Genomic DNA, 19,095 nt, shown 5'->3' on the forward strand with positions numbered 1-19,095 from the left:
TGGTCATCCGGATCCTGGCCCTGACCTGCGTGATCTGGCACAACGACAGGACCGGTCAGCCGGTCAAACGGTCGCTGATCGCATACGACCACTGACCCAGCCGGAGGGCTTGGAATCAATCATCTAGACGACGCCTTTCCTGAAGTGAAAGGTGTTTTTCCTGTGAAAGTGCTCGCTCCGGCCGCGAGGACGAGACAGGCGGCGACGACGGCCGCGACCGTGGGCCAGGGGATAACCAGCGGAACGGCCGCGCCGGACTTCTGCGCCAGCCCGGCGCGCATTCCGAGCAGCGCGGGGACGGCCACGGCGAGGCCGAGCACGGTGCCGATCCCGGTGACGAGCGCCGCCTCGGCCGCGGCCGCCGCGGTCGCCTGCCGCCGCGTCGCGCCGGACAGACGCAGGACCGCGAACTCGCGTGCGCGTGCCGACGCCGCCATGACCTGCGTGTTGACGATCGCCAGGCCCGAGTAACCGGCCGAGACCCCGACCAGCAGGAGCGTGAACAGCCAGACGAGCCGGTCCTCCTCCGCCTGGTCGCCGGCCGCGCGGTCGGCGACGCTCACCGTCCTCGCCCCCGGGAAGACCATTCCGGCCGGCCGGGACACGTACGCCTCGGGGGTCAGCGCCGACGGGTCGTGCGCCCGGACCGTGTCCCTGGAGACCAGCACCTCCGCCGGCGCGCCGGGCAGGACCGCCGCGATCCGCAGGCGCACGGCCCTGCCGTCCTCGAAGGTGAGCGGCACGACGTCTCCCTTGCGCCAGCCGTGGTCCCGGGCGACCCATTCCGCGACCGCCGTCTCGTCCCCGGCGAGGTGACCGTCGCCCAGCGCGGCGAGCGGCCGGTCGCCGTACACGGTGGTGGGCAGCGGGGCCGTGATCTCCGAGGGGGCCGACGCCGCCGCGAGCGCCGCGTCCGACAGGCCGGGTGCGCCGTCGGGCACGAGCACCGCCGCGGCGGGGGTGCCGGCCGCCCGCCCCGCCGTGTACGCCGCGGCGGTCGTGCGCACCATGCCGGTGACGAGCACGGCGAAGCCCACCGTCAGCAGCACCGGGGCCGCCGTGGCGGCGGTGCGCCGCACGGCCGTCATCGCGCTCCGCCCGGCCAGCATGCCCACGACCGGCCGGGAGACAGGCCACGCGAGGACGCGGACGAGCGGCGGGAGGACGACCGGCGCGAGCAGGGTGAGCCCGGCGATCAGCGCCATCGCGGCGAGCAGGACGTCGTTCACCAGGGCGTCCTCGTCCGCGGACCCGCTCGCCACCGCCAGGGCCAGGCCGCCCGCGACCGAGACGACGCCCGCGATCCACCGCAGGCGGGTCATCGGCGTGCCGCCCGCCGTGTGGTCGCGAAGGGCCTCCAGCGGGCGGACCCGGGCGGCCCTGCCCGAGGCGGACCACGCGCCGAGCAGGCCCGCCGCGATCCCGGCCGCGACCGCTCCGGCCACGGGCAGCGGGGCGAACCGCACGCCGAACGACTCGGGCTCGAAGCCCGCCGCGACGAGCACCCCGCCCACGGCGGGCGCGACGGCCGCGCCCAGCAGCGCCCCGACCGCGGCGGCCACGGCTCCCACGGCGAGCGCCTCGCCGTACACGATCAGCCGCACCTGGCGCGGGGTCGCGCCGACCGCCCGCAGCAGGCCGAACTCCCGGCGCCGCTGGGTGACCCGGAACGCGAACGTGGAGGCCACGACGAACACCGACACGAACCCGCCGAGCAGCGCCATCGCGGTAAGCACCTGCATGCCGATCCAGCGGGTCCGCGCGTCGGCCGCGGGCTCGGCCGCCGCCCGGTCCGGCCCGGCGAGCACCTGCCCGGACCCGCCGGCGACGCCGGGTACGGCACGCCGCACGGCAGCCCGCACAGCGGCATGATCGGCCCCCGGCCGGGTGAGCAGTCCGATGACGCGGACCCCGCCCCCGAGGCGCGCGGCCTCGCCGTCGGAGACGTACGGGCCGGGGCCGTCGGTGAGCCCGCTGACCGTGTACGGCGCGGGTCCTCTGGCGGTCAGCAGCGTGACGGGCGAGCCCGGCGCGAGCCCGGGCGCGCGGCCGAGCACCACCTCTCCGGCGCGGACGGGCGGCCTGCCCGCCACCAGCCGGTGCGGCGCCAGCGCCGCGGTGCTCCAGCCTCGTGCCTCGTGCGCGCCGGCCGGTCTGCCCCCGACGACGGCCTGGGCGTAGAAGGCGCGATCGGGGACGGCCGCCGCGACGCCGGGCACCGACGTCAGCGCGCGGACCAGCGCCTCCACCGTCTCCGGAGACCAGGGCCGGTTCTCGGCGAAGGCGTTGTCGTCGCCGGGCACGCCGGGGGCGCGTACGAGCAGGGACGCGGCGGCGTACCGCGCGGGCACCCGCGGGCCCGCGGACGTCAGCAGCAGCGCGCTCGCGGTGAGGACCGCGGCGCCGAGGCAGAGCGCGACGAAGGTGCCCGCGAGCCCGGTCCACCGGCCCCTTCCGGCCGGCCCGAGCAGGGAGAAGCTCAGCATGCCTCCTCCAGCAGGGCCATGCGGGCGGCGATCTCGGCGGCGCTCGACCGGCCCAGCTCCCCGGCGAGCCGGCCGTCGGCCAGCAGCACGACCCGGTCCGCGTACGCAGCGGCGGCGGGGTCGTGCGTGACCATGACGACGGTCTGCCCGTGGGCGTCGACCAGCGCGCGCAGGAGTTCCATGACCACGCGGGACGCGGCGCTGTCGAGCGCGCCGGTGGGCTCGTCGGCGAAGAGCACGGCCGGCTCGGTTCGTTTCGACCGGGTGATGAGGGTGCGGGCGATCGCCACCCGCTGCCGCTCGCCGCCGGAGAGCTCGGCGGGCCTATGCCCGGCCCGCCGCTCCAGGCCGACCTCGGCGAGCGCGTCGCGCACCTCGTCAGGGCCGGGGCGGCGCCCGGCCAGGCGAAGAGGGAGCGCCACGTTCTCCTCGGCGGTGAGCGCGTCGACCAGGTTGTACTCCTGGAAGACGAAGCCGACCCGTTCCCGGCGCAGCAGGGTGAGCCCCTTCTCGCTGAGCGGGCCGAGGTCGGTGCCGCCGATCAGCACGGTCCCGGACGTCGGCCGGTCGAGCCCGGCGGCGCAGTGCAGCAGCGTGGACTTGCCGGAGCCCGAGGGCCCCATCACGGCGGTGAAGGTCCCCTGGCCGAAGCCGAGGGTCACGCCGTCGAGAGCGGTCACCGCGCCAGGCCCGGTGCCGTACACCACCTGGACCGAGTCGAGCAGGACCGCCTGCCCGGTTGTCTGTGTCATGTGGCTCAGCCAACCGGCGGCGGGCCCGCGAGGCATTGGCACTGGGGCGAGGACCAGGGGTATCCCCAGCACTACCGACACCGGCGCGCCCAGCGGTTAGCGTCGGTGCCGTGGCCACCCCGCTCCTCGTCCCCGCCCCTGTGACCCTTGTGCCCCGGACCGCGCTGGACGCGCTCAGCGGACCGCCCCAGCGCTTCCTGGCCTCGGCCTGGCCGTGGAGGTCCCTGGCGTACCTGCTGGCCGGGGTCGTCCCCGGCGTCGCGTTCGCCGCCGTCCTGGCGCCCGTCCGTGCGGTGGGCGGCCTGCTCGCCGCGCCGCTGTCCCTCGTGGTGGCCGCCGTGCTGCTGGCGCCCCTGGCCCGGTTCGAGCGGTGGCGGCTGCGCCTCGCGGACCGGCAGCCGGTGCGCGGACTGCCGGACGGCTGGTGGCCGGGGTGGCGGGAGGCGGGGCACGCCCTCGTGGCGCTGCTCGCGCTCTGGTGGGTCGACCTGCTGGTGGTGGCGGCCGCGATCGCCGGGCCGGTGGTGCTGATCCTCTCCCCGGTCGTGCAGCCGACCGCTCCCGAAGGCGAGGCCACGCTGGGGGAGACCTTCGTCGGCTCGGCCGTCGGGCTGCTGCTGGTGCCCGTCGCGGCGTACACGATCGCCGCCTGGGCGGGCGCCAGGGCGGCGATGGCGCGGGCGATGCTCGTCCCGCAGGAGGCCGAGATGCGGGAGATCGCACGCTCCCGGGCGCGGCTGGTGGACGCCTTCGAGGCCGAGCGCCGCCGCATCGAGCGCGACCTGCACGACGGCGCGCAGCAGCGGCTCGTCGCGCTGTCGATGAAGCTGGGCCTGGCCGGGCTCGACCTGCCGCCGGGCTCGCCCGCGGCCGTGCGGCTCGACGAGGCGCGCGAGCTGGCCGGGCAGGCGCTCGCGGAGCTGCGCGAGCTGATCCGCGGTGTCCATCCACAGGTGCTCGCCGACCGCGGGTTGCCCGCCGCCGTACGCGACGTGGCCGGCAGGTCGCCGGTGCCCGCGGAGGTGGACGTCGAGCTGGACCGGCGGCTGCCCGAGCGGGCGGAGGCGGCGGCCTACTACGTCGCCTGCGAGGCGCTGGCGAACGTAGCCAAGCACAGCGGGGCCGGCTCCTGCGTGGTGCGCGGCCGGCTGCGCAGGGGCAGGCTCGTGCTGGAGATCGCCGACGACGGGCGCGGGGGAGCGGACCCGGCGCGCGGCACCGGCCTGACCGGGCTCGCCGACCGGGTGGCGGCCGTCGGCGGCACGCTGACCGTCGAGAGCCCGTACGGCGGCCCGACCACGGTGAGGGCGGAGATCCCGTGCGAGTGGTGATCGCCGAAGACTCGGTGCTGCTCCGGGAGGGCCTCGCCGGCCTGCTCGAACGGTTCGGGCACAGCGTCGTCGCGGCCGTCGGCGACGCCCCCGCGCTGATCGCGGCGGCCGCCGAGCAGGACCCGGACGTCGTCGTCGCCGACGTGCGCATGCCGCCCGGCTTCAGCGACGAGGGCCTGCGGGCCGTGCTGGAGCTGCGGGCGGCGCGGCCGTCCCTCGCGGTGCTCGTGCTCAGCCAGTACGTCGAGCAGACCTACGCCGCCGAACTGCTCGACCAGACCCGCTCCTCGGCCGGGGGCGGCGTCGGCTACCTGCTGAAGGACCGGATCGGCGACGTCACGCAGTTCGCCGACGCGGTGACGACGGTCGCGGGCGGCGGCACGGTGATCGACGCCGAGGTCGTCCGGCAGTTGCTGCGCGGGCGCCGCGACCCGCTGGCCCGGCTCACGCCACGCGAGCGCGAGGTGCTCGCCCTCGTCGCGGAAGGACGGTCGAACGCCGCGATCGCCCGCGCGCTGTTCGTCTCCGAGGCGGCCGTCGCCAAGCACATCGCGAGCATCTTGGCCAAGCTCGACCTGCCTCCGGACGCCGACGACCACCGCCGGGTGCTCGCCGTGCTCGCCTACCTGCGCGCCGCCGTGTGAGCGGGTCCTCGTCGCCGCTCCGGAGAGCCCCGGTCAGCGGCCGGCGCTGGAGACGACCTTCTCGGGAACGACGCGCACGGTGATGCGCTGCTCTCCCGGCTGCCGGTAGGGGTAGGCGTCCACCCCGAGGTACTTCTTCGCCAGGCCGTCGATGACCGCGTCCGCGCCTTCGAGCTCCAGCTCGGCGGTGCCCGAGACGCTGACGAAGCGGAAGGCGTTCTCCGGGTCGAGCACGCTGACCGACACCCGGGGGTCGTTTCGCAGGTGCCGCTCCTTCGCCCGCCCCACGGCGGTGTTGAAGATCACTTCGTCTCCGTCGACGTCGACCCACACCACGGTGTTGTGCAGCGATCCGTCCGGCCGGATGGTCGTCACCCAGGCGTGGACCGGTTCCTTCAGCAGAGCTACGGCGTTCTCATCGAGCTTGCTCATCTGCTCCTCCTCGGTTCGTCAGCGCTGCCTTGAATCGGCGGCGGACACGAGATCACATTCTTCCCCCAATGACGGGGTGGGAAGACGCTCGGGGGAGAGCCGGGTGGCGCGTCGCTTCCTGAGCCATCGCACCAGCTCGACGATCACGGCGATCGACAGCGCGATGCCGAGGCCGAGGAACAGGCCCTTGATCGGGTCGTTCTCGAACGCCATCCCGCCGAAGAAGCCGATCAGCCCGGAGTACACCGCCCACGAGCCCGCCGCGATCGCGTCGAAGAACGTGAACGAGCGCAGCGGATGCCGTACGGCGCCCATGGTGAGCGTGGTCGCGGTGCGGCCACCGGGGATGTATCTCGCCACGACCAGGACGAGACCGCCCCGCTCGGCCAGCGCGTTCCGCGCCCAGACGAACGGCTTCTTCTCCCGCAGCCTGCCCGCCGACCTGCTGCCGATCAGGTAGGAGATGTGGTCACCCGCGCATGCGCCGAGAGCCGCGACCACGATGACCAGGGCCAGGTTGGTCTCGCCCGACGCGGCGAACACCGCGGCGGTGATCACCGAGGTCTCGGCCGGCACGACCGGGAAGAAGCCGTCGAGCAGCGCCAGGGCGAACAGCGCCACGTATAACCAAGGCGATGACATCACCTGCTGGACCAGGTCGAGGATCGCGTGCGACATCAGCGTGACTCCGATCGTTGGGGCACTGGGTACACCGTGTCGGCCGAGGAGCGTCGGGGACATCCGGGAGGTCCCGGATCGGACGCGGGCCCATCCCGCACAGAGGTCAGGGCCGACACGCCATGAAGCTAGACACTCAGCAGGTCAGGGCACATCGGACGATCGGCGGGCGTCAGCCCCTACTTTCGTATGCGAAAGCGCCGGCGTCAGGCGAGGTCGGCGTCGTGGACGACGATCGCGGCCTGCACCCTGTTGGCCAGGCCCAGCTTGGCGAGCAGCCGGCTCACGTGCGCCTTCACCGTCGGTTCCGACAGCTTCAGCTCCCGTCCGATCTCGGCGTTCGACAGGCCGCGCGCCAACGCCCTGATCACGTCCTCCTCCCTGGCCGTGAGCGCGGCGAGCCGCTCGCGCGCGACCTCGGCACGCGAGGGCGCCTTGTGGACGAACGAGCCGATGAGCCTCTTCAGGACGACGGGGGAGAGCATCGCGTTCCCCGCGGCGACCGTGCGGACCGCGGCGATCAGCTCACGCGGCGGGGTGTCCTTGAGCAGGAACCCCACGGCGCCGAGACGCAGCGCCTCGTGGACGTACTCGTCCAGGTCGAAGGTGGTCAGCATCACCACCTTGGGGGCGCCGGCGGTGCGCAGGAGCCGCGCCGCGGCGGTCAGGCCGTCCATGCCGGGCATCCGGACGTCCATGAGCACGACCTCGGGCCTGAGCCGGGTGGCCGCGCCGATCGCCTCCTCGCCGTCACGGGCCTCGCCCACGATCACCATGTCGCCCACCGACTCCAGGATCATCCGCAGCCCCGACCTGACCAGTGCCTCGTCATCGACGATCAGTACGCGGATCATGCGGCGGGGATCCTCGCCAGCACCTGGAAACCCCCTCCGTGCGGGCCGGCCTCCAGGGTGCCTCCGAGTAGCTCGACGCGCTCGCGCAGGCCGACCAGTCCCCAGCCGGATCCGGGGAACCCCTCGCCCGCGGGGGACGTCGCGTTGCGGATGAGGACCTCCAGCTCGGCGGGCAGGTAGCGGACGACCACATCGGTCTCGGCGCCATGTGCGTGCTTGTGCACGTTGGTCAGCGCCTCCTGGACCACCCGGTAGGCGGTGCGTTCCGCCGAGTGCCCCAGAGGGCGGGCCGGGCCCTCGTCACGCCGGTTGACCACGAGGCCGAGGGCGCGAGACTGCTCCAGCAGCCGGTCGAGGTCGGCCAGCGTGGGCTGCGGGTCGCGGGAGGCGTCCGGCGAGCGCAGGACGCCGAGCACCTCGCGCAGGTTGTGCAGTGCCTCCCTGCCGACGTCGCTGATCAGGGCGGCCGCCTGGGCGGTACGCTCGTCCGGCGCGCCGACCTCCAGCGCCCCGGCGTGCAGGACCATCAGCGACACCCGGTGAGCGACCACGTCGTGCATCTCTCGCGCGATGCGGGCGCGTTCCTGGGCGCGTACCTGCTCCGCGCGCAGGACCTGCTCCCGCAGCAGCTGTTCGGCCTGCTCGCGCATGGCGTCGAGCACCTGCCGCCTGGCACGGCTCCACAACCCGGCCACCAGCGGAAGCCCGACCAGCGCGCCGCCCAGGATGAGCACGTTGGGCGAAGAGCCCATCGCCAGCGCCCGGTGGCCGCCGCTCAGGTGGGAGACGACTCCGCCCAGCGCCCACACGGCGGACGCACCGGCCGCGTAGAGCCACAGAGCCCGACGGCGCCCCAGGTGAAGGCCCGCGTAATAGGAGGCCACGACCGCCGGCGGCCACATGGCGAGCCAGACGTAGGCGACGGCCGCCACCACGGTCACCGGCCACACCGAACGCCTGGCCACGACCGTGGCACCCGCCGATGCCGCGGCGACCGCCAGGGCCACCGGGGCGGGCACGGTCGTCGCGACGCCGGCCCAGCCGGACGCGGAGCCCGCGCAGAGCACGAAGACCGCGCTCCCGAGCGCCCACGGCAAGGCCCGATCCAGGATGCCCGAACCGGTAGAGGTCATGGTCAGAGGCTATTGGGCGGCCGGGGGAGCGACCCCCTACGAAAGTCGCGCACGCCGCGTGACCTTCGCAGGGGACGGTGCGGCGGCGCCGCCCGGCAGGGTGACGGCCATGAAGAACATGTTCATCGCCCGCGTGATCGCCCTGGCTCCCGTCACCGGCGGCACTCCCGCCCCCAAGCCGGCTCTGCCCGCTCCGCCGGCATGACCATGCCGCGGGCCACGCTGACCTCGCTGGCCGAGGAGTTCGCGAGCCGGGGCTACGTGGTCGCGGGCATCGAGCACACCTACGAGTCGGTCGCCACCACGTTCCCCGACGGCAGGACCGCCACGTTCCAGGCGGGTGCGGGCGGCCAGACCCCCGAGCTGGGGGAGAAGGTCGCCCGGGTGCGCGCGGCGGACACGACCTTCGTGCTGGACCGGCTGGAGCGGGCCAGGCGCTGGAACCGGCTGATCGACGAGAGCAGGATCGCGATGGTCGGGCACTCGGTCGGCGGCCAGAGCGCGGCCCACCTGCTGCCCGTGAACGACCGGATCAAGGCCGCGGTCAACCTGGACGCTCCTACAACCCCGCCACCCCTGCCGAGCCCGTCACCAAGCCGTTCATGATGATCGGCAACCCCCGGCAGCAGCCGGTCACCAGTGGCCGGCCGAAGTCGTGGGACCTGTTCTGGCCCCACGTCACCGGCACGTGGAAGCGCTGGCTCACCGTCACCGGCGCCGAGCACGTGAGCTTCGTCGACTACGCGGTGCTCGGGCCGCAGCTCGGCATGCCGGCGTATCCGATCGACGGTGAACGCTCCCTCACGATCACTCGGGAATACGTGACCGCCTTCCTCGACACGCACCTGAAGGACAAGCGGCGGCCCCTGCTCGACGGGCCGTCGGCGGAGTATCCGGAGGTCGGGTTCTGGTGAACGTCACCGCGCCGGGACCGGCTCGGGGGTGGGCATGACGCGCCGGACCTGCTCGCGAACGCGGGGCGCGAGTTCGGCGGTCGACGGCGCCTTCTCGGTCCGCAGCCGGTTGAGCGCGACGGCGAGCGCGGTGCCCCACAGCAGGTGTCCCGCCAGAAGTGCGGCCTGGCGTCCCGCGCGGTCCTTCGGCGCGGGCGGATACGCGCCGATGCTCGGCGCCAGGCCCTGGTAGCCGAAGTACCACACCAGCAACCCGTACGCCGTGCCGATGGGGACGGGCACCCGCTGTCCGGCCGACAGCAGGCCGAGCACGGAGCCGGAGGAGGAGCCGAACGCGAAGTGCGCGATCGTCCCGAGCACGTTCTCGCCCCTCCTGGGCTTGTCCCGCCCGGAAAGGGTCAGCCGCGCGAACCGCCGCGGAGGCGGCTCCTCCAGCAGGCCGGCCCTGTCCGCCGCCATCAGCATCGCGCTGTACACGGCCGTCGCGAGCGCGCCGCCGACGGCGCCGTTCACCAGGTTGCGCATCATGAGGAGCCTTTTCCCACCCGGACCGGATCACCTGCCCTCGGGGTGCCCCGTTCTCGGTAAACAATCAAGGTGGGCCGAGTTCCCGGTATGCCTCGTGTAGTTCGGTCGCTTATGGGGCCCGCTGTGCCTCCAGGTTCTGATCACTTCGGCGGCCGTCCAGTGATGGGAAGGCACGCGGCGCCGGTCTGCTTCCGCCTGTGCGTCGCCTTGGCGCCCGCCGGGTGCAGCCTCGGCGGCTGGCCCACCTCTGTGGCTGTCACACCCGCGGCAGGCAGTCGGTCTGACCCGTGGCGAAGACGTTCTGGCCGACCATGTCCAGACGGGCGCTCGCCCGCACACATCCCATGCCGGTGAGGAGCAGGTTGCCGTAGGCGGAGTCGATGTGACCCATTTTCCAGAGGTTCGTCGTGTTGTCGGCCGGGCGGATGCCTTCGACGGTGAGCTGGCCGACCGTGGTGTCGTTGGGATCAGGGTTAAGCCCGGGCGTGGGGTTGAACCAGGGCCAGGCCCCGGCACAACGCGCCGAATACATCAGATTGATGGTCCCTACCTTGGTGCCCGCGGCCAGGCGCCGACCGCGAAGCCGGGCAGTGTGCTGGAGGAGGACCGGAGCGGAGCTGAGGATGACCTTGTCCGTTCGGCAGCCGGCGACCGTCGGGTCCGTACCGTCCAGGATGCGCAGCATCGACACCGAGGCGGAGGGGGAGGCGTGCATCGTGGCTTCGCGCAGGGACGAGGAGTAGATCATCAATGCGGCCGAGACCGCGACTCCGGTCGCTGCCGCCCCCGCGATCGCCCATGGCCAAGCACGCCGCTTACGGCCGCCTGTACCGTCGTCATGGACCAGTGCGAAACCGACGGAGATCCGGTTTTCGCCGGAAGGTTCATCCCCGGCGAGCTCGCCATGTTCCGCCGGTACGGGCAGCAGGATCGTGACGGGCACCAGGGCGCCACCTCGCCGTTCCGCGTCGCCGGGATCGCGGACGGCTGCGGCGACTGCCTGCATCCATCGCTCTCGCCAGCGTGGCCAGTCTCCCCCGCAGGCGAGCACGAAATTCCGCACCACCTTCTCAGAAGGCAGCTGGTACCCCGCCACCGCTGAGGCGAGCGCGCTCTTGGAGACCTCGCAACGCCGCGCCATCTTCCAAAAAGGGGGCTCACCCGCGGCGGCGCGTAGCGCCCGTAGCTCGCAGGCGAATCGCTCGACCGGTCCCTTGGTCGGATCCAGGGCCCGCATGCGCCGTCCGATGGCTCATCCCTCCTTGCCGAGGTGGACAACTGCGTTTCGTACGTCTGGACAACGGGCTGCAGTGAATTGTCCAGATCGCTTCGGCTTGGACAATTCGGCACTTAAAAAGATCTCGTAATGACCCCGATCAAGGAAGGCTCAGGAGTGAAGAAACTCATCGCTACCTTCGCGGTCGCCGCAACCGCGGCCGTGACGCTGGGCGTGACGTCCACGCCGGCCTCCGCCGCCTCCGGGTCCTGCTGGAACTGGAGGGACAACGGCAACGGGCAGATGATCGCCGACTGCACGGTCTCCGGCGGAAGCATCCGCATTGTCGCCCAGTGCAAGTGGGCCCCGTGGGCCTACAGCGGATGGGTCACAGGGACGTACTACAACCTGACTACCGGCCAGTGCTGGTGGGGGATCGACGGCTACCACTACGAAGTTCGTTAGACGAGGCTGACGCGCTGCGGGCTGAGCATGCCGCGCTCCTGGGTGGCCGATCTCGGCCCGCACCGCGACAACCCGGCGGTTTGCGCATGTGCACCTCCAGGTTGGAGCACGGTCGCTTCATGACGCCGTCAGGTTAGGGCGACGGGCCGCGCGTTCCGCCGGAGCGGAACCTGCACGAGCCGTTGCTACCTGGTGCGGTTTCGCTGCTCCTGGACCCCCGAGCCGCACCTGGGTCCCATCCGCCGGAGCAGGTCGGCGCCTTCGGTGTAGGTGCCTTCGGCGGCACGCTGCTGCTCTTGCGCTGTCGCCGTCTTCAGCGGCGCGCGAGCGCGCCTCGCAGGGACGGTCACCGGCCGGCGAGTCTGCGGAGAAGCCGGCGGACGGATCCGGAGCGCGATTCGGCTCGGGTCCCCTGGTCGCGCGGATGGGCGGGCTCGGTCTGTACGAGCCGGCAGCCCAACGACATGTAAGCGTGTAACTGGTCGTAGTAGATGCGCCCGGTGGCGAACCTGCCGTCTTCCACCGTCCACATGCCGCACCCCGTCCAGGAGACGGGGCGGCCGGTGCCGGGGATCTCGGTGCCGTCCGGAAGCAGCATTACTCCCGCCTGGCTCCCCGACGTGACCCATTCGACGGCGACGGTGTCACCGTGGACCAGCGTCGTGGTGACCCTGGTCGTCAGGTCGGGCACGGTGGAGAAGAACTGGCCGAAATACCACTCGATCTGTTCGTGCCCCTCGACCATGCCGACGGGGGTCACGAGAACGGCGTCCGGGTGGAAGCAGTCCAGAAGACGCCTGTTGTCGTGCGCGCGGAGCGCCTCCGCGAAAGCGTCATGGATCTCCCGAGGATCGGGCATGGCTCCCCCTCGCCTCCCTGAAGCGTACGTCGGCAGGGAGACCGGCCGGTCTCATCGAGGGGTAAGGCCTTCCCCAGGAAGACATCAGTAGCGCGGCCGCATGAGAGTCATCCCGGGACGATCGAGCCGAGCAGCCTGTCCCAGTCGGCGAGGAAGCGGTCGAGGTTGTAGCGGGCCAGTGCGGCCGAGCGGGCCGCCTTGCCCGCCTGGACGGCGAGCTCGGGCTCGTTGGCGTACCGGTCGAGCGCCCGCAGCAGCGTCGGCAGCTTGGTCGAGACGACCCCCGCCTCCGGCGGCACCGCCTCCACGGCCTCGGTGGTGGCGAGCGCGACGACCGGCATGCCGATCATCATGGCCTCGATCAGCGACAGTCCGAGCGAGGTCCAGCGGTAGGGGTGCAGGTAGACCCGGCGCCGGGCCAGCTCGGCGTGCATGGCGGCCTGCGGCAGGTCCTCGAACACCTCCATCTCCCCGTCCAGGCCGAGCTTGGACGGCAGGTTCGTCACCTTCATGCCGAACACGTCGAGCGGGGCCGTCGCGGCGAACGTGGGCAGCAGGTCGGTGCCCGCCACCCGCCAGCGCCTGATCGGCTCGTTGACGACCACGCCGGCACGGGCCAGCTCGCCCGTGTAGAGGTAGCCGGGGTCGACGACCCCGTGCTCGATGACATGGGTGGAGGCGCGGCCGGAGTCCCAGAACAGGTCGTTGAAGTGGGTGACGTGGACGATCGGGATGTCGTCGCGGTCGGCCAGCGGATGACGGGTCTTGGGCACGTCCCCCGCGGGCGTGTTGTGCTCGACGTAGACGCCGGGCACGTCGCGCCCCAGCCATTCGCGGGCCAGGTCGAGCTCGTGCGGCCGCTGGTAGACGACCACGTCGACGTCCTCGCCCGCCAGCCGGTCGTACGGGACCTCCCGTACGCTGCCGGGCCAGGGATAGGTGTCGGCCCGGCCCCGCCCGTCGGGGCCGCGGTCGGGGGTGAGCGGCACCAGATAGTCGTGCCGCCCATGCACGAAAGAGGTGGTCCACGACCCGTGGACATGCCAGACCATGATCTTCATCGCGTCGCTCCCCGTCCGTCGTTCTGCCGACCTCGGAACACCGTGCCCTCCGCCCGCGGGCGCCTCACCCACCTGCCCTGGTCATGCCCTCTTCATCCTCAGCTGTGAGCTGAATTCCCCCGAGCACCAGATCGATCGCCGCGGCGAGGTCGGACGCCACCTCGGGGGCGGCCGCCACCTCCTCCGGCAGGGTCACCGGGGTCGGCACGAGGATGCCCCGGGCGCCGGCGGCGCGGGCCGCCTCCACGTCCCGGCCGATGTCGCCGATCACCACGCAGTCCTCCGGACGGACGCCGAGCCGACGGGCCGCGCGCAGCACGAGACCGGGCGCGGGCTTGCGGCAGTCGCAGCGGTCGCCGTCGTCGTGCCGGCAGATCTCCCACACGTCGAAGGGGCCGAGCAGGGCGTCCACCCGGTCGTTCACGGCGCGCAGGGCCTCCGGGGCGATCAGGCCCTTGGCGACCCCCGACTGGTTGGTCACGATCCCGACCGGGATGCCCGCCGCGCGCAGCCGGTCGAGCGCCTCCCGGGCCCCGGCGACGGGCTCCACGCGCTCGGGATCACTGTTGTAAGGGACGTCGTGAATCAGCGTTCCGTCACGGTCGAAAAGCACCGCGGCGGGCGGACGGGCGGCCTGTGGCACGAGCAACCTCCTGCACGAATCGCCCGCCGGGCTACCCGTAGGGCAGATCGGCAAACACAGGCTCATTGCTACGCAGAGTAGTAGTTATTGAGTGCATCCCCCACTCACGTTGACTTCTCCGCAAAGCAGTGTTTAGGGCCGCTTCTCTCGGTAACCAGACCCCCACTGCGCCACGGAGGGAAACCGATGCGGTTCTTGGGGATAAACGCGATTTTTCATGATCCAGCCGCCGCGCTGGTCGTGGATGGTGAGGTGGTCGCCGCAGCGGAGGAAGAGCGCTTCAGCCGCCGCAAGCACGGCAAGCGCCCGGTCCCGTTCTCCTCCTGGGAGCTGCCGGAGCTGGCCGCCGCGTGGTGCCTCGAACAGGCCGGGCTGCGGCCCGAGGACCTCGACGGCGTCGCCTACTCCTACGACCCCGAGCTCGTGGTGCCCGGAGGGCCCGGGCAGGACGAGCGCTGGGAGGACCTGCGCACCACCTACGCACGCCGCGCCCCCGACTTCCTGGCCACCGCGCTGCCCGGGCTCGACGCCGCCCAGGTGCGGTTCGTCCCCCACCACATCGCGCACGCCGCGTCGGCCGGGCTGGCCGCGCCCTACCGCGAGTCGGCGGTACTGGTCTGCGACGGCCGTGGCGAGGCCGTCTCTCACCTGGCCGGGCACTACCGGGACGGCGAGCTGACCGTCCTGGCGAGCCAGGCGCTGCCGCACTCCCTCGGGCTGATGTACGAGGACCTCACCCAGCACCTCGGCTTCCTCCGGTCGAGCGACGAGTACAAGGTGATGGCCCTCGCCTCCTACGGCGAGCCGCGCTTCCTGCGCGAGATGCGCGAGCTCATCCACCCCACGGGCGACGGCGGGTTCCGGGTCGAGCCGATCGACTGGAGCGTCTACGCCAAGGCGCTCGGCAAGGGTGAGAAGTGGACGGCCGACCACGCCGACCTCGCCGCGAGCGTGCAGATCCGCCTGGAGGAGGTGCTGCTCGACCTCGCCACGTGGCTGCATGAGCGCACCGGGGCGCGCCATCTCACGATGGCCGGGGGAGTGGCGCTCAACTGCGTGGCCAACACCCGCCTGTTCGCCGAGGGTCCGTTCGAGGAGGTGTGGGTGCAGCCCGCGGCGGGCGATTCCGGCACCGCGCTCGGGGGTGCGCTGCACCTCGCGCAGGCGAACGGCGACCCCGTCACGCCGATGCCCGGCGCCGACCTCGGGCGGGGCTGGACCGACGAGGAGCTCGGCGCCTGGCTCGACGTCGCGCGCGTGCCGTACGAGCGCCCCGCCGACCTCGCCGCGACCGTCGCCGCCGAGCTCGCGGCCGACCGCGTGATCGCCTGGTTCCAGGGACGCGCCGAGTACGGCCCCCGCGCGCTCGGCCGCCGCTCCCTGCTCGCCCACCCCGGCGACCCCCGCAACACCGAGCGGCTCAACGACGTGAAGGGCCGCGAGCAGTTCCGCCCCATCGCCCCGATGGTGCTGGCGGAACGCGCCCCCATGATCTTCGGCAGGGGCCCGATGTCGAGCCCGTACATGCTGTTCGTCCACGACGTGCGGCCGGAGTGGCGCGACCGGATCCCCGCGGTGGTGCACGTCGACGGCACGGCCCGGATCCAGACCGTCGAGCGCGGCCGCGACCCGCTGCTGGCCCGGCTGCTCGAGGAGTTCGAGGCGCGCAGCGGGCTGCCGGTGGTGGTCAACACGAGCCTCAACACGGCCGGCCGCCCGATGGTGGACGACCCCCGCGACGCGCTGGAGTGCTTCGGCTCGGCCCCGGTGGACGTGCTCGTCCTGGGTCCGTACGTCGTGCGCAGGGGGGCGGTGTTCGCCGGATGACGACTGAGATGACCCGGGGAACGAACACGGCTCCCACCGGGGAGCCGCACACAGAGGCGCAGGCCCCCGCGCGGAACCAGACGGGACCTGCCGTCACGGTCGTCATCCCGACGATCGGGCGCCCGAGCCTGGCCGCCACGCTCGCCGCCGTCGGCTCCGGTCCCGAGGTGATCGTGGTGGACGACCGGCGGGGGGCAGGCCGGGACCCGCTGCCGGTGCCCGGTCACGTACGCGTGCTCAGGTCGGGCGGGCGCGGCCCGGCCGCCGCGCGCAACGCCGGATGGCGGGCCGCGACGACGCCGTGGGTGGTGTTCCTCGACGACGACGTGGTGCCGGGCCCGGGCTGGGCCCGCGCGCTGACGGATGACCTCGCCCGCCTGTCCGAGAACGTCGGCGGGAGCCAGGGGCGGCTGGAGGTGCCGCTGCCGGCGGGCCGCCGCCCGACCGACGCCGAGCGCAACACCGCCGGGCTGGCCGGCGCCGACTGGATCACCGCCGACATGGCCTACAGAAGGACGGCCCTGGAGGCGACCGGCGGATTCGACGAGCGCTTCCCCGGGGCCTACCGGGAGGACGCCGACCTCGCGCTGCGCGTCGAGCAGGCCGGGTTCGCCCTGGTGAAGGGCGAACGCCTGACCCGCCACCCGGTGCGCGACGACGGCTTCTGGTCCAGCGTGCGCTTCCAGCGCGGCAACGCGTCCGACGCGCTCATGCGGCACGTGCACGGCCGCGACTGGCGGGCGGCCATCGGCGGCCACCCGGGCAGGCTCAAGCGGCACGCACTCACCACCGGCATGGGCCTGCTCGCGCTCGCGCTCGCCGCCACCGGGGGGTGCCGGAGGCGACCGGCCGCCGTCGCGGGACTGGCCTGGCTCGGCCTCACCGCCGAGTTCGCCTGGGCGCGCATCGCCCCGGGCCCGCGTACGCCGGAGGAGATCGCGCGCATGGCCGCGACCAGCGTGGTCATCCCTCCGGTGGCCTGCGCACACCGGATCAGAGGCGAGGTGAAGGTACGGACGGGCACGACGGGGAGGCGTTCGTGATCGGGACCGCTCTGGTGGTGCGGCCCGACAACGCGGGCGACGTGCTGCTCGCGGGACCCGCCGTGCGCGCCGTCGCCGCCGGGGCGCGGGAGGTCGTGATGCTCGCCGGCCCGCACGGCAGGGCCGCGGCCGAACTGCTGCCCGGCGTCGACCGCGTCCTGGAGTGGCGCGCCCCCTGGATCGACCCCGACCGGATGCCGATGACCTCCGAGCACGCGGCCCGCCTGCTGGAGCAGGTCCGCGCCGTCGGCCCGGACGTGGCCGTGATCTTCACGTCCTTCCACCAGTCGGCGCTGCCGACGGCCCTGCTGCTGCGGCTGGCCGGAGTGCCGCGGATCGCCGCGATCAGCGAGGACTACCCCGGCTCCCTGCTCGACGTGCGTCACCTCGTGGACGAGAGCGTGGACGTCCCCGAGCCGGAGCGCATGCTCGGCCTCGCCCGCGCCGCCGGCTTCGACCTCCCGCCGGGCGACGACGGGCGGCTCGCCGTGCGCGGTCCGCTGCCGGATGTGGAGCACCTCACCGGCCCGCCCGGCTACGTGGTGGTGCATCCCGGCACGACCGCGCCGGCGAGGGCGTGGCCCGCCGAGCGCTGGGCGGAGGCGGTCGAGGCGCTGCTGGCCGCGGGCGAGCGGGTCGTCGTCACCGGCAGTCCGGGTGAGCAGGCGCTGACCGCGATCGTCTCCGGCCCCACGCTCGATCTGGGCGGGGCGACCACGTTCGCCGAACTCGCCGCCGTGCTCGCCGGGGCGTCGGCGGTGGTCGCCGCCAACACCGGCCCCGCCCACCTCGCGGCCGCCGTCGGCACGCCCGTGGTCAGCCTGTTCGCGCCGGTCGTGCCCACCGCCCGCTGGGCGCCGTACGGCGTGCCCACGGTGGTCCTCGGCGACCAGGACGCCCCCTGCCGGGGGAGCAGGGCGAGGATCTGTCCCATTCCCGGTCATCCGTGCCTGACCTCGGTCGGCGGTGAGCAGGTGGTCGACGCGGTGCGCCGCCTCATACCGGCCGAAGAGGCGGTGAAGGAGAGGGTGCCATGAGGATCGCCCTGGTGTCGGAGCACGCCAGCCCGCTGGCGACCCTCGGCGGTGTGGACGCCGGCGGGCAGAACGTGCACGTCGCGGCGCTGGCCGTGGCCCTGGCCGAACGGGGCAACGAGGTCGTCGTGCACACGCGGCGGACCTCCCCCGACCAGCCGGAGGCCGTGCCCATGGCACCCGGCGTCACCGTCGAGCACGTGCCGGCCGGACCGGCGGAGCCGCTGCCCAAGGACGAACTGCTGCCGCACATGCCCGAGTTCGGGGAGCACCTGGCCCGCAGGTGGAAGGCCGAGCCGCCCGACGTGGCGCACGCGCACTTCTGGATGAGCGGGCTGGCCACGCTGACGGCGGCGGAGCCTCTTCGAATACCGGTCGTGCAGACCTACCACGCGCTCGGCACCGTGAAGCGGCGCTGGCAGGGCGAGGCCGACACCAGCCCGCCGAGCCGGCTCGCGATCGAGCGCGACATCGGCCGCCGGGCGGTCGCGGTCATCGCGACCTGCTCCGACGAGGTGCGCGAACTCGTCGTGATGGGCGTGCCGCGCGACCGGATCGCGGTCGTGCCGTGCGGCGTCGACCTCGGCCTGTTCCGCGCGGACGGCCCGGCCGCCCCGCGCGGCGACCGGCCCCGGGTGCTGAGCATCGGCCGCATGGTGCCGCGCAAGGGGGTGGACACCGTCGTCCGCGCGATGCGGCAGGTGCCCGGCGCCGAGCTCGTGATCGCGGGCGGCGACCCGGGCGACGAGGAGAGCACGCGGCTGCGCACGCTGGCCGACGGCCTCGGCCTCGGCGACCGGGTCCGGCTGATCGGCAGCGTGAGCCGGGCCGAGGTGCCGGCCCTCATGCGCTCCGCGGACGTCCTGGTGACCGTCCCGTGGTACGAGCCGTTCGGCATGGTGCCCCTGGAGGCCCTTGCCTGCGGGGTGCCGGTGGTCGCTTCGGCGGTCGGCGGCCACCTCGACACCGTCGAGGGATGCGGCGTGCTCGTGCCGCCCCGGCGGCCGCGTGCGCTGTCCCGCGCGCTGTGCGATCTGCTGATCCGGCCCGGCCTGCGGGCGGCGTTGTCGGCCGCCGGAGCACGGCGCGCCCGCGCCCGTTACGGCTGGCCCAGGATCGCCGAGCAGACCGAGTCCGTGTACCGAAACCTGGTCGGCGGGTGCCTGCGCACCCTCGCCGCCGCGGGAGGCTGAGC

At 73.4% G+C, this 19,095-nt stretch carries 20 protein-coding genes; 9 read left to right on the forward strand and 11 right to left on the reverse strand.

Features of this window, described 5'->3' with window-relative positions:
- Nucleotides 1-119 precede the first annotated feature (119 nt).
- The gene (locus QSK36_RS38200) at nucleotides 120-2,486 is read right to left on the reverse strand and encodes an ABC transporter permease (protein WP_285785746.1); all 2,367 of its coding nucleotides are present in this window, start codon (nucleotides 2,484-2,486) and stop codon (nucleotides 120-122) included.
- On the reverse strand, nucleotides 2,480-3,238 hold the full coding sequence (locus QSK36_RS38205) for an ABC transporter ATP-binding protein (RefSeq protein WP_285785747.1): 759 nt from the start codon (nucleotides 3,236-3,238) through the stop codon (nucleotides 2,480-2,482). The genes QSK36_RS38200 and QSK36_RS38205 overlap by 7 nt, the downstream gene beginning before the upstream one ends.
- Before the next feature lie 110 nt (nucleotides 3,239-3,348).
- Between QSK36_RS38205 and QSK36_RS38210 the strand changes: the two genes are divergently transcribed.
- A complete protein-coding gene (locus QSK36_RS38210; RefSeq protein WP_285785748.1) occupies nucleotides 3,349-4,569 on the forward strand; it encodes a sensor histidine kinase in 1,221 nt (406 codons plus the stop codon).
- Nucleotides 4,557-5,213, forward strand: coding sequence for a response regulator (locus QSK36_RS38215; protein WP_183540058.1), 657 nt, complete (start codon nucleotides 4,557-4,559; stop codon nucleotides 5,211-5,213). Before QSK36_RS38210 ends, QSK36_RS38215 begins: the two co-directional genes overlap by 13 nt.
- A gap of 33 nt (nucleotides 5,214-5,246) precedes the next feature.
- On the opposite strand, the gene QSK36_RS38220 is transcribed toward QSK36_RS38215, so the two are convergent.
- The 4 genes from QSK36_RS38220 to QSK36_RS38235 form a co-directional block, all read right to left on the reverse strand.
- Nucleotides 5,247-5,645: a PPOX class F420-dependent oxidoreductase gene (locus QSK36_RS38220; protein ID WP_285785749.1), complete on the reverse strand. Its 399-nt coding sequence runs from the start codon at nucleotides 5,643-5,645 to the stop codon at nucleotides 5,247-5,249.
- 18 nt (nucleotides 5,646-5,663) lie between these two features.
- Nucleotides 5,664-6,323, reverse strand: coding sequence for a DedA family protein (locus QSK36_RS38225; protein WP_285785750.1), 660 nt, complete (start codon nucleotides 6,321-6,323; stop codon nucleotides 5,664-5,666).
- Nucleotides 6,324-6,529: 206 nt separating this feature from the next.
- A complete protein-coding gene (locus tag QSK36_RS38230) occupies nucleotides 6,530-7,177 on the reverse strand; it encodes a response regulator (protein ID WP_285785751.1) in 648 nt (215 codons plus the stop codon).
- Nucleotides 7,174-8,310: a sensor histidine kinase gene (locus QSK36_RS38235; protein ID WP_285785752.1), complete on the reverse strand. Its 1,137-nt coding sequence runs from the start codon at nucleotides 8,308-8,310 to the stop codon at nucleotides 7,174-7,176. Before QSK36_RS38235 ends, QSK36_RS38230 begins: the two co-directional genes overlap by 4 nt.
- Nucleotides 8,311-8,511: 201 nt before the next feature.
- Between QSK36_RS38235 and QSK36_RS38240 the strand changes: the two genes are divergently transcribed.
- A complete protein-coding gene (locus tag QSK36_RS38240) occupies nucleotides 8,512-8,916 on the forward strand; it encodes an alpha/beta hydrolase (RefSeq protein ID WP_285785753.1) in 405 nt (134 codons plus the stop codon).
- The gene (locus tag QSK36_RS38245) at nucleotides 8,913-9,224 is read left to right on the forward strand and encodes a hypothetical protein (protein WP_285785754.1); all 312 of its coding nucleotides are present in this window, start codon (nucleotides 8,913-8,915) and stop codon (nucleotides 9,222-9,224) included. The genes QSK36_RS38240 and QSK36_RS38245 overlap by 4 nt, the downstream gene beginning before the upstream one ends.
- A 3-nt stretch (nucleotides 9,225-9,227) precedes the next feature.
- Here the strand turns inward: QSK36_RS38245 and QSK36_RS38250 are convergent, their stop codons facing one another.
- The gene (locus QSK36_RS38250) at nucleotides 9,228-9,752 is read right to left on the reverse strand and encodes a DUF6789 family protein (RefSeq protein WP_183540048.1); all 525 of its coding nucleotides are present in this window, start codon (nucleotides 9,750-9,752) and stop codon (nucleotides 9,228-9,230) included.
- A 256-nt stretch (nucleotides 9,753-10,008) separates the two neighbouring features.
- Nucleotides 10,009-10,989, reverse strand: a complete 981-nt coding sequence (locus tag QSK36_RS38255; RefSeq protein WP_285785755.1) for a hypothetical protein — start codon at nucleotides 10,987-10,989, stop codon at nucleotides 10,009-10,011.
- 156 nt (nucleotides 10,990-11,145) lie between these two features.
- Between QSK36_RS38255 and QSK36_RS38260 the strand changes: the two genes are divergently transcribed.
- The gene (locus QSK36_RS38260) at nucleotides 11,146-11,433 is read left to right on the forward strand and encodes a hypothetical protein (protein ID WP_285785756.1); all 288 of its coding nucleotides are present in this window, start codon (nucleotides 11,146-11,148) and stop codon (nucleotides 11,431-11,433) included.
- A 346-nt stretch (nucleotides 11,434-11,779) separates the two neighbouring features.
- Here QSK36_RS38260 and QSK36_RS38265 read toward each other — a convergent pair whose 3' ends face one another.
- The 3 genes from QSK36_RS38265 to QSK36_RS38275 form a co-directional block, all read right to left on the reverse strand.
- Entirely contained in the window at nucleotides 11,780-12,292 is a 513-nt protein-coding gene (locus QSK36_RS38265) for a nuclear transport factor 2 family protein (protein WP_285785757.1), read from the reverse strand.
- Between the two features lie 107 nt (nucleotides 12,293-12,399).
- Nucleotides 12,400-13,353: a glycosyltransferase gene (locus QSK36_RS38270; protein ID WP_183540046.1), complete on the reverse strand. Its 954-nt coding sequence runs from the start codon at nucleotides 13,351-13,353 to the stop codon at nucleotides 12,400-12,402.
- A gap of 64 nt (nucleotides 13,354-13,417) precedes the next feature.
- Entirely contained in the window at nucleotides 13,418-13,996 is a 579-nt protein-coding gene (locus QSK36_RS38275; RefSeq protein WP_285785758.1) for a D-glycero-alpha-D-manno-heptose-1,7-bisphosphate 7-phosphatase, read from the reverse strand.
- Between the two features lie 186 nt (nucleotides 13,997-14,182).
- Between QSK36_RS38275 and QSK36_RS38280 the strand changes: the two genes are divergently transcribed.
- The 4 genes from QSK36_RS38280 to QSK36_RS38295 are packed head-to-tail and all read left to right on the forward strand — an operon-like array spanning nucleotide 14,183 to nucleotide 19,093.
- A complete protein-coding gene (locus tag QSK36_RS38280; protein WP_285785759.1) occupies nucleotides 14,183-15,823 on the forward strand; it encodes a carbamoyltransferase family protein in 1,641 nt (546 codons plus the stop codon).
- Nucleotides 15,820-16,866 (forward strand): glycosyltransferase family 2 protein, encoded by a 1,047-nt coding sequence (locus tag QSK36_RS38285; RefSeq protein ID WP_285785760.1) that lies wholly within the window; start codon nucleotides 15,820-15,822, stop codon nucleotides 16,864-16,866. The genes QSK36_RS38280 and QSK36_RS38285 overlap by 4 nt, the downstream gene beginning before the upstream one ends.
- On the forward strand, nucleotides 16,863-17,903 hold the full coding sequence (locus tag QSK36_RS38290; RefSeq protein WP_285785761.1) for a glycosyltransferase family 9 protein: 1,041 nt from the start codon (nucleotides 16,863-16,865) through the stop codon (nucleotides 17,901-17,903). The genes QSK36_RS38285 and QSK36_RS38290 overlap by 4 nt, the downstream gene beginning before the upstream one ends.
- A complete protein-coding gene (locus tag QSK36_RS38295) occupies nucleotides 17,900-19,093 on the forward strand; it encodes a glycosyltransferase (protein ID WP_285785762.1) in 1,194 nt (397 codons plus the stop codon). Before QSK36_RS38290 ends, QSK36_RS38295 begins: the two co-directional genes overlap by 4 nt.
- Nucleotides 19,094-19,095: the final 2 nt, after the last annotated feature.

The organism is Microbispora sp. NBRC 16548 (genome assembly GCF_030268985.1).
GTDB lineage: Bacteria > Actinomycetota > Actinomycetes > Streptosporangiales > Streptosporangiaceae > Microbispora > Microbispora catharanthi.

Coding starts and splice junctions, on each gene's coding strand:
- QSK36_RS38200 (WP_285785746.1), bottom strand. CDS start 2,486: ATGCTGAGCTTCTCCCTGCTCGGGCCGGCCGGAAGGGGCCGGTGGACC.
- QSK36_RS38205 (WP_285785747.1), bottom strand. CDS start 3,238: ATGACACAGACAACCGGGCAGGCGGTCCTGCTCGACTCGGTCCAGGTG.
- QSK36_RS38220 (WP_285785749.1), bottom strand. CDS start 5,645: ATGAGCAAGCTCGATGAGAACGCCGTAGCTCTGCTGAAGGAACCGGTC.
- QSK36_RS38225 (WP_285785750.1), bottom strand. CDS start 6,323: ATGTCGCACGCGATCCTCGACCTGGTCCAGCAGGTGATGTCATCGCCT.
- QSK36_RS38230 (WP_285785751.1), bottom strand. CDS start 7,177: ATGATCCGCGTACTGATCGTCGATGACGAGGCACTGGTCAGGTCGGGG.
- QSK36_RS38235 (WP_285785752.1), bottom strand. CDS start 8,310: ATGACCTCTACCGGTTCGGGCATCCTGGATCGGGCCTTGCCGTGGGCG.
- QSK36_RS38240 (WP_285785753.1), top strand. CDS start 8,512: ATGACCATGCCGCGGGCCACGCTGACCTCGCTGGCCGAGGAGTTCGCG.
- QSK36_RS38245 (WP_285785754.1), top strand. CDS start 8,913: ATGATGATCGGCAACCCCCGGCAGCAGCCGGTCACCAGTGGCCGGCCG.
- QSK36_RS38250 (WP_183540048.1), bottom strand. CDS start 9,752: ATGATGCGCAACCTGGTGAACGGCGCCGTCGGCGGCGCGCTCGCGACG.
- QSK36_RS38255 (WP_285785755.1), bottom strand. CDS start 10,989: ATGCGGGCCCTGGATCCGACCAAGGGACCGGTCGAGCGATTCGCCTGC.
- QSK36_RS38265 (WP_285785757.1), bottom strand. CDS start 12,292: ATGCCCGATCCTCGGGAGATCCATGACGCTTTCGCGGAGGCGCTCCGC.
- QSK36_RS38270 (WP_183540046.1), bottom strand. CDS start 13,353: ATGAAGATCATGGTCTGGCATGTCCACGGGTCGTGGACCACCTCTTTC.
- QSK36_RS38280 (WP_285785759.1), top strand. CDS start 14,183: ATGCGGTTCTTGGGGATAAACGCGATTTTTCATGATCCAGCCGCCGCG.
- QSK36_RS38285 (WP_285785760.1), top strand. CDS start 15,820: ATGACGACTGAGATGACCCGGGGAACGAACACGGCTCCCACCGGGGAG.
- QSK36_RS38295 (WP_285785762.1), top strand. CDS start 17,900: ATGAGGATCGCCCTGGTGTCGGAGCACGCCAGCCCGCTGGCGACCCTC.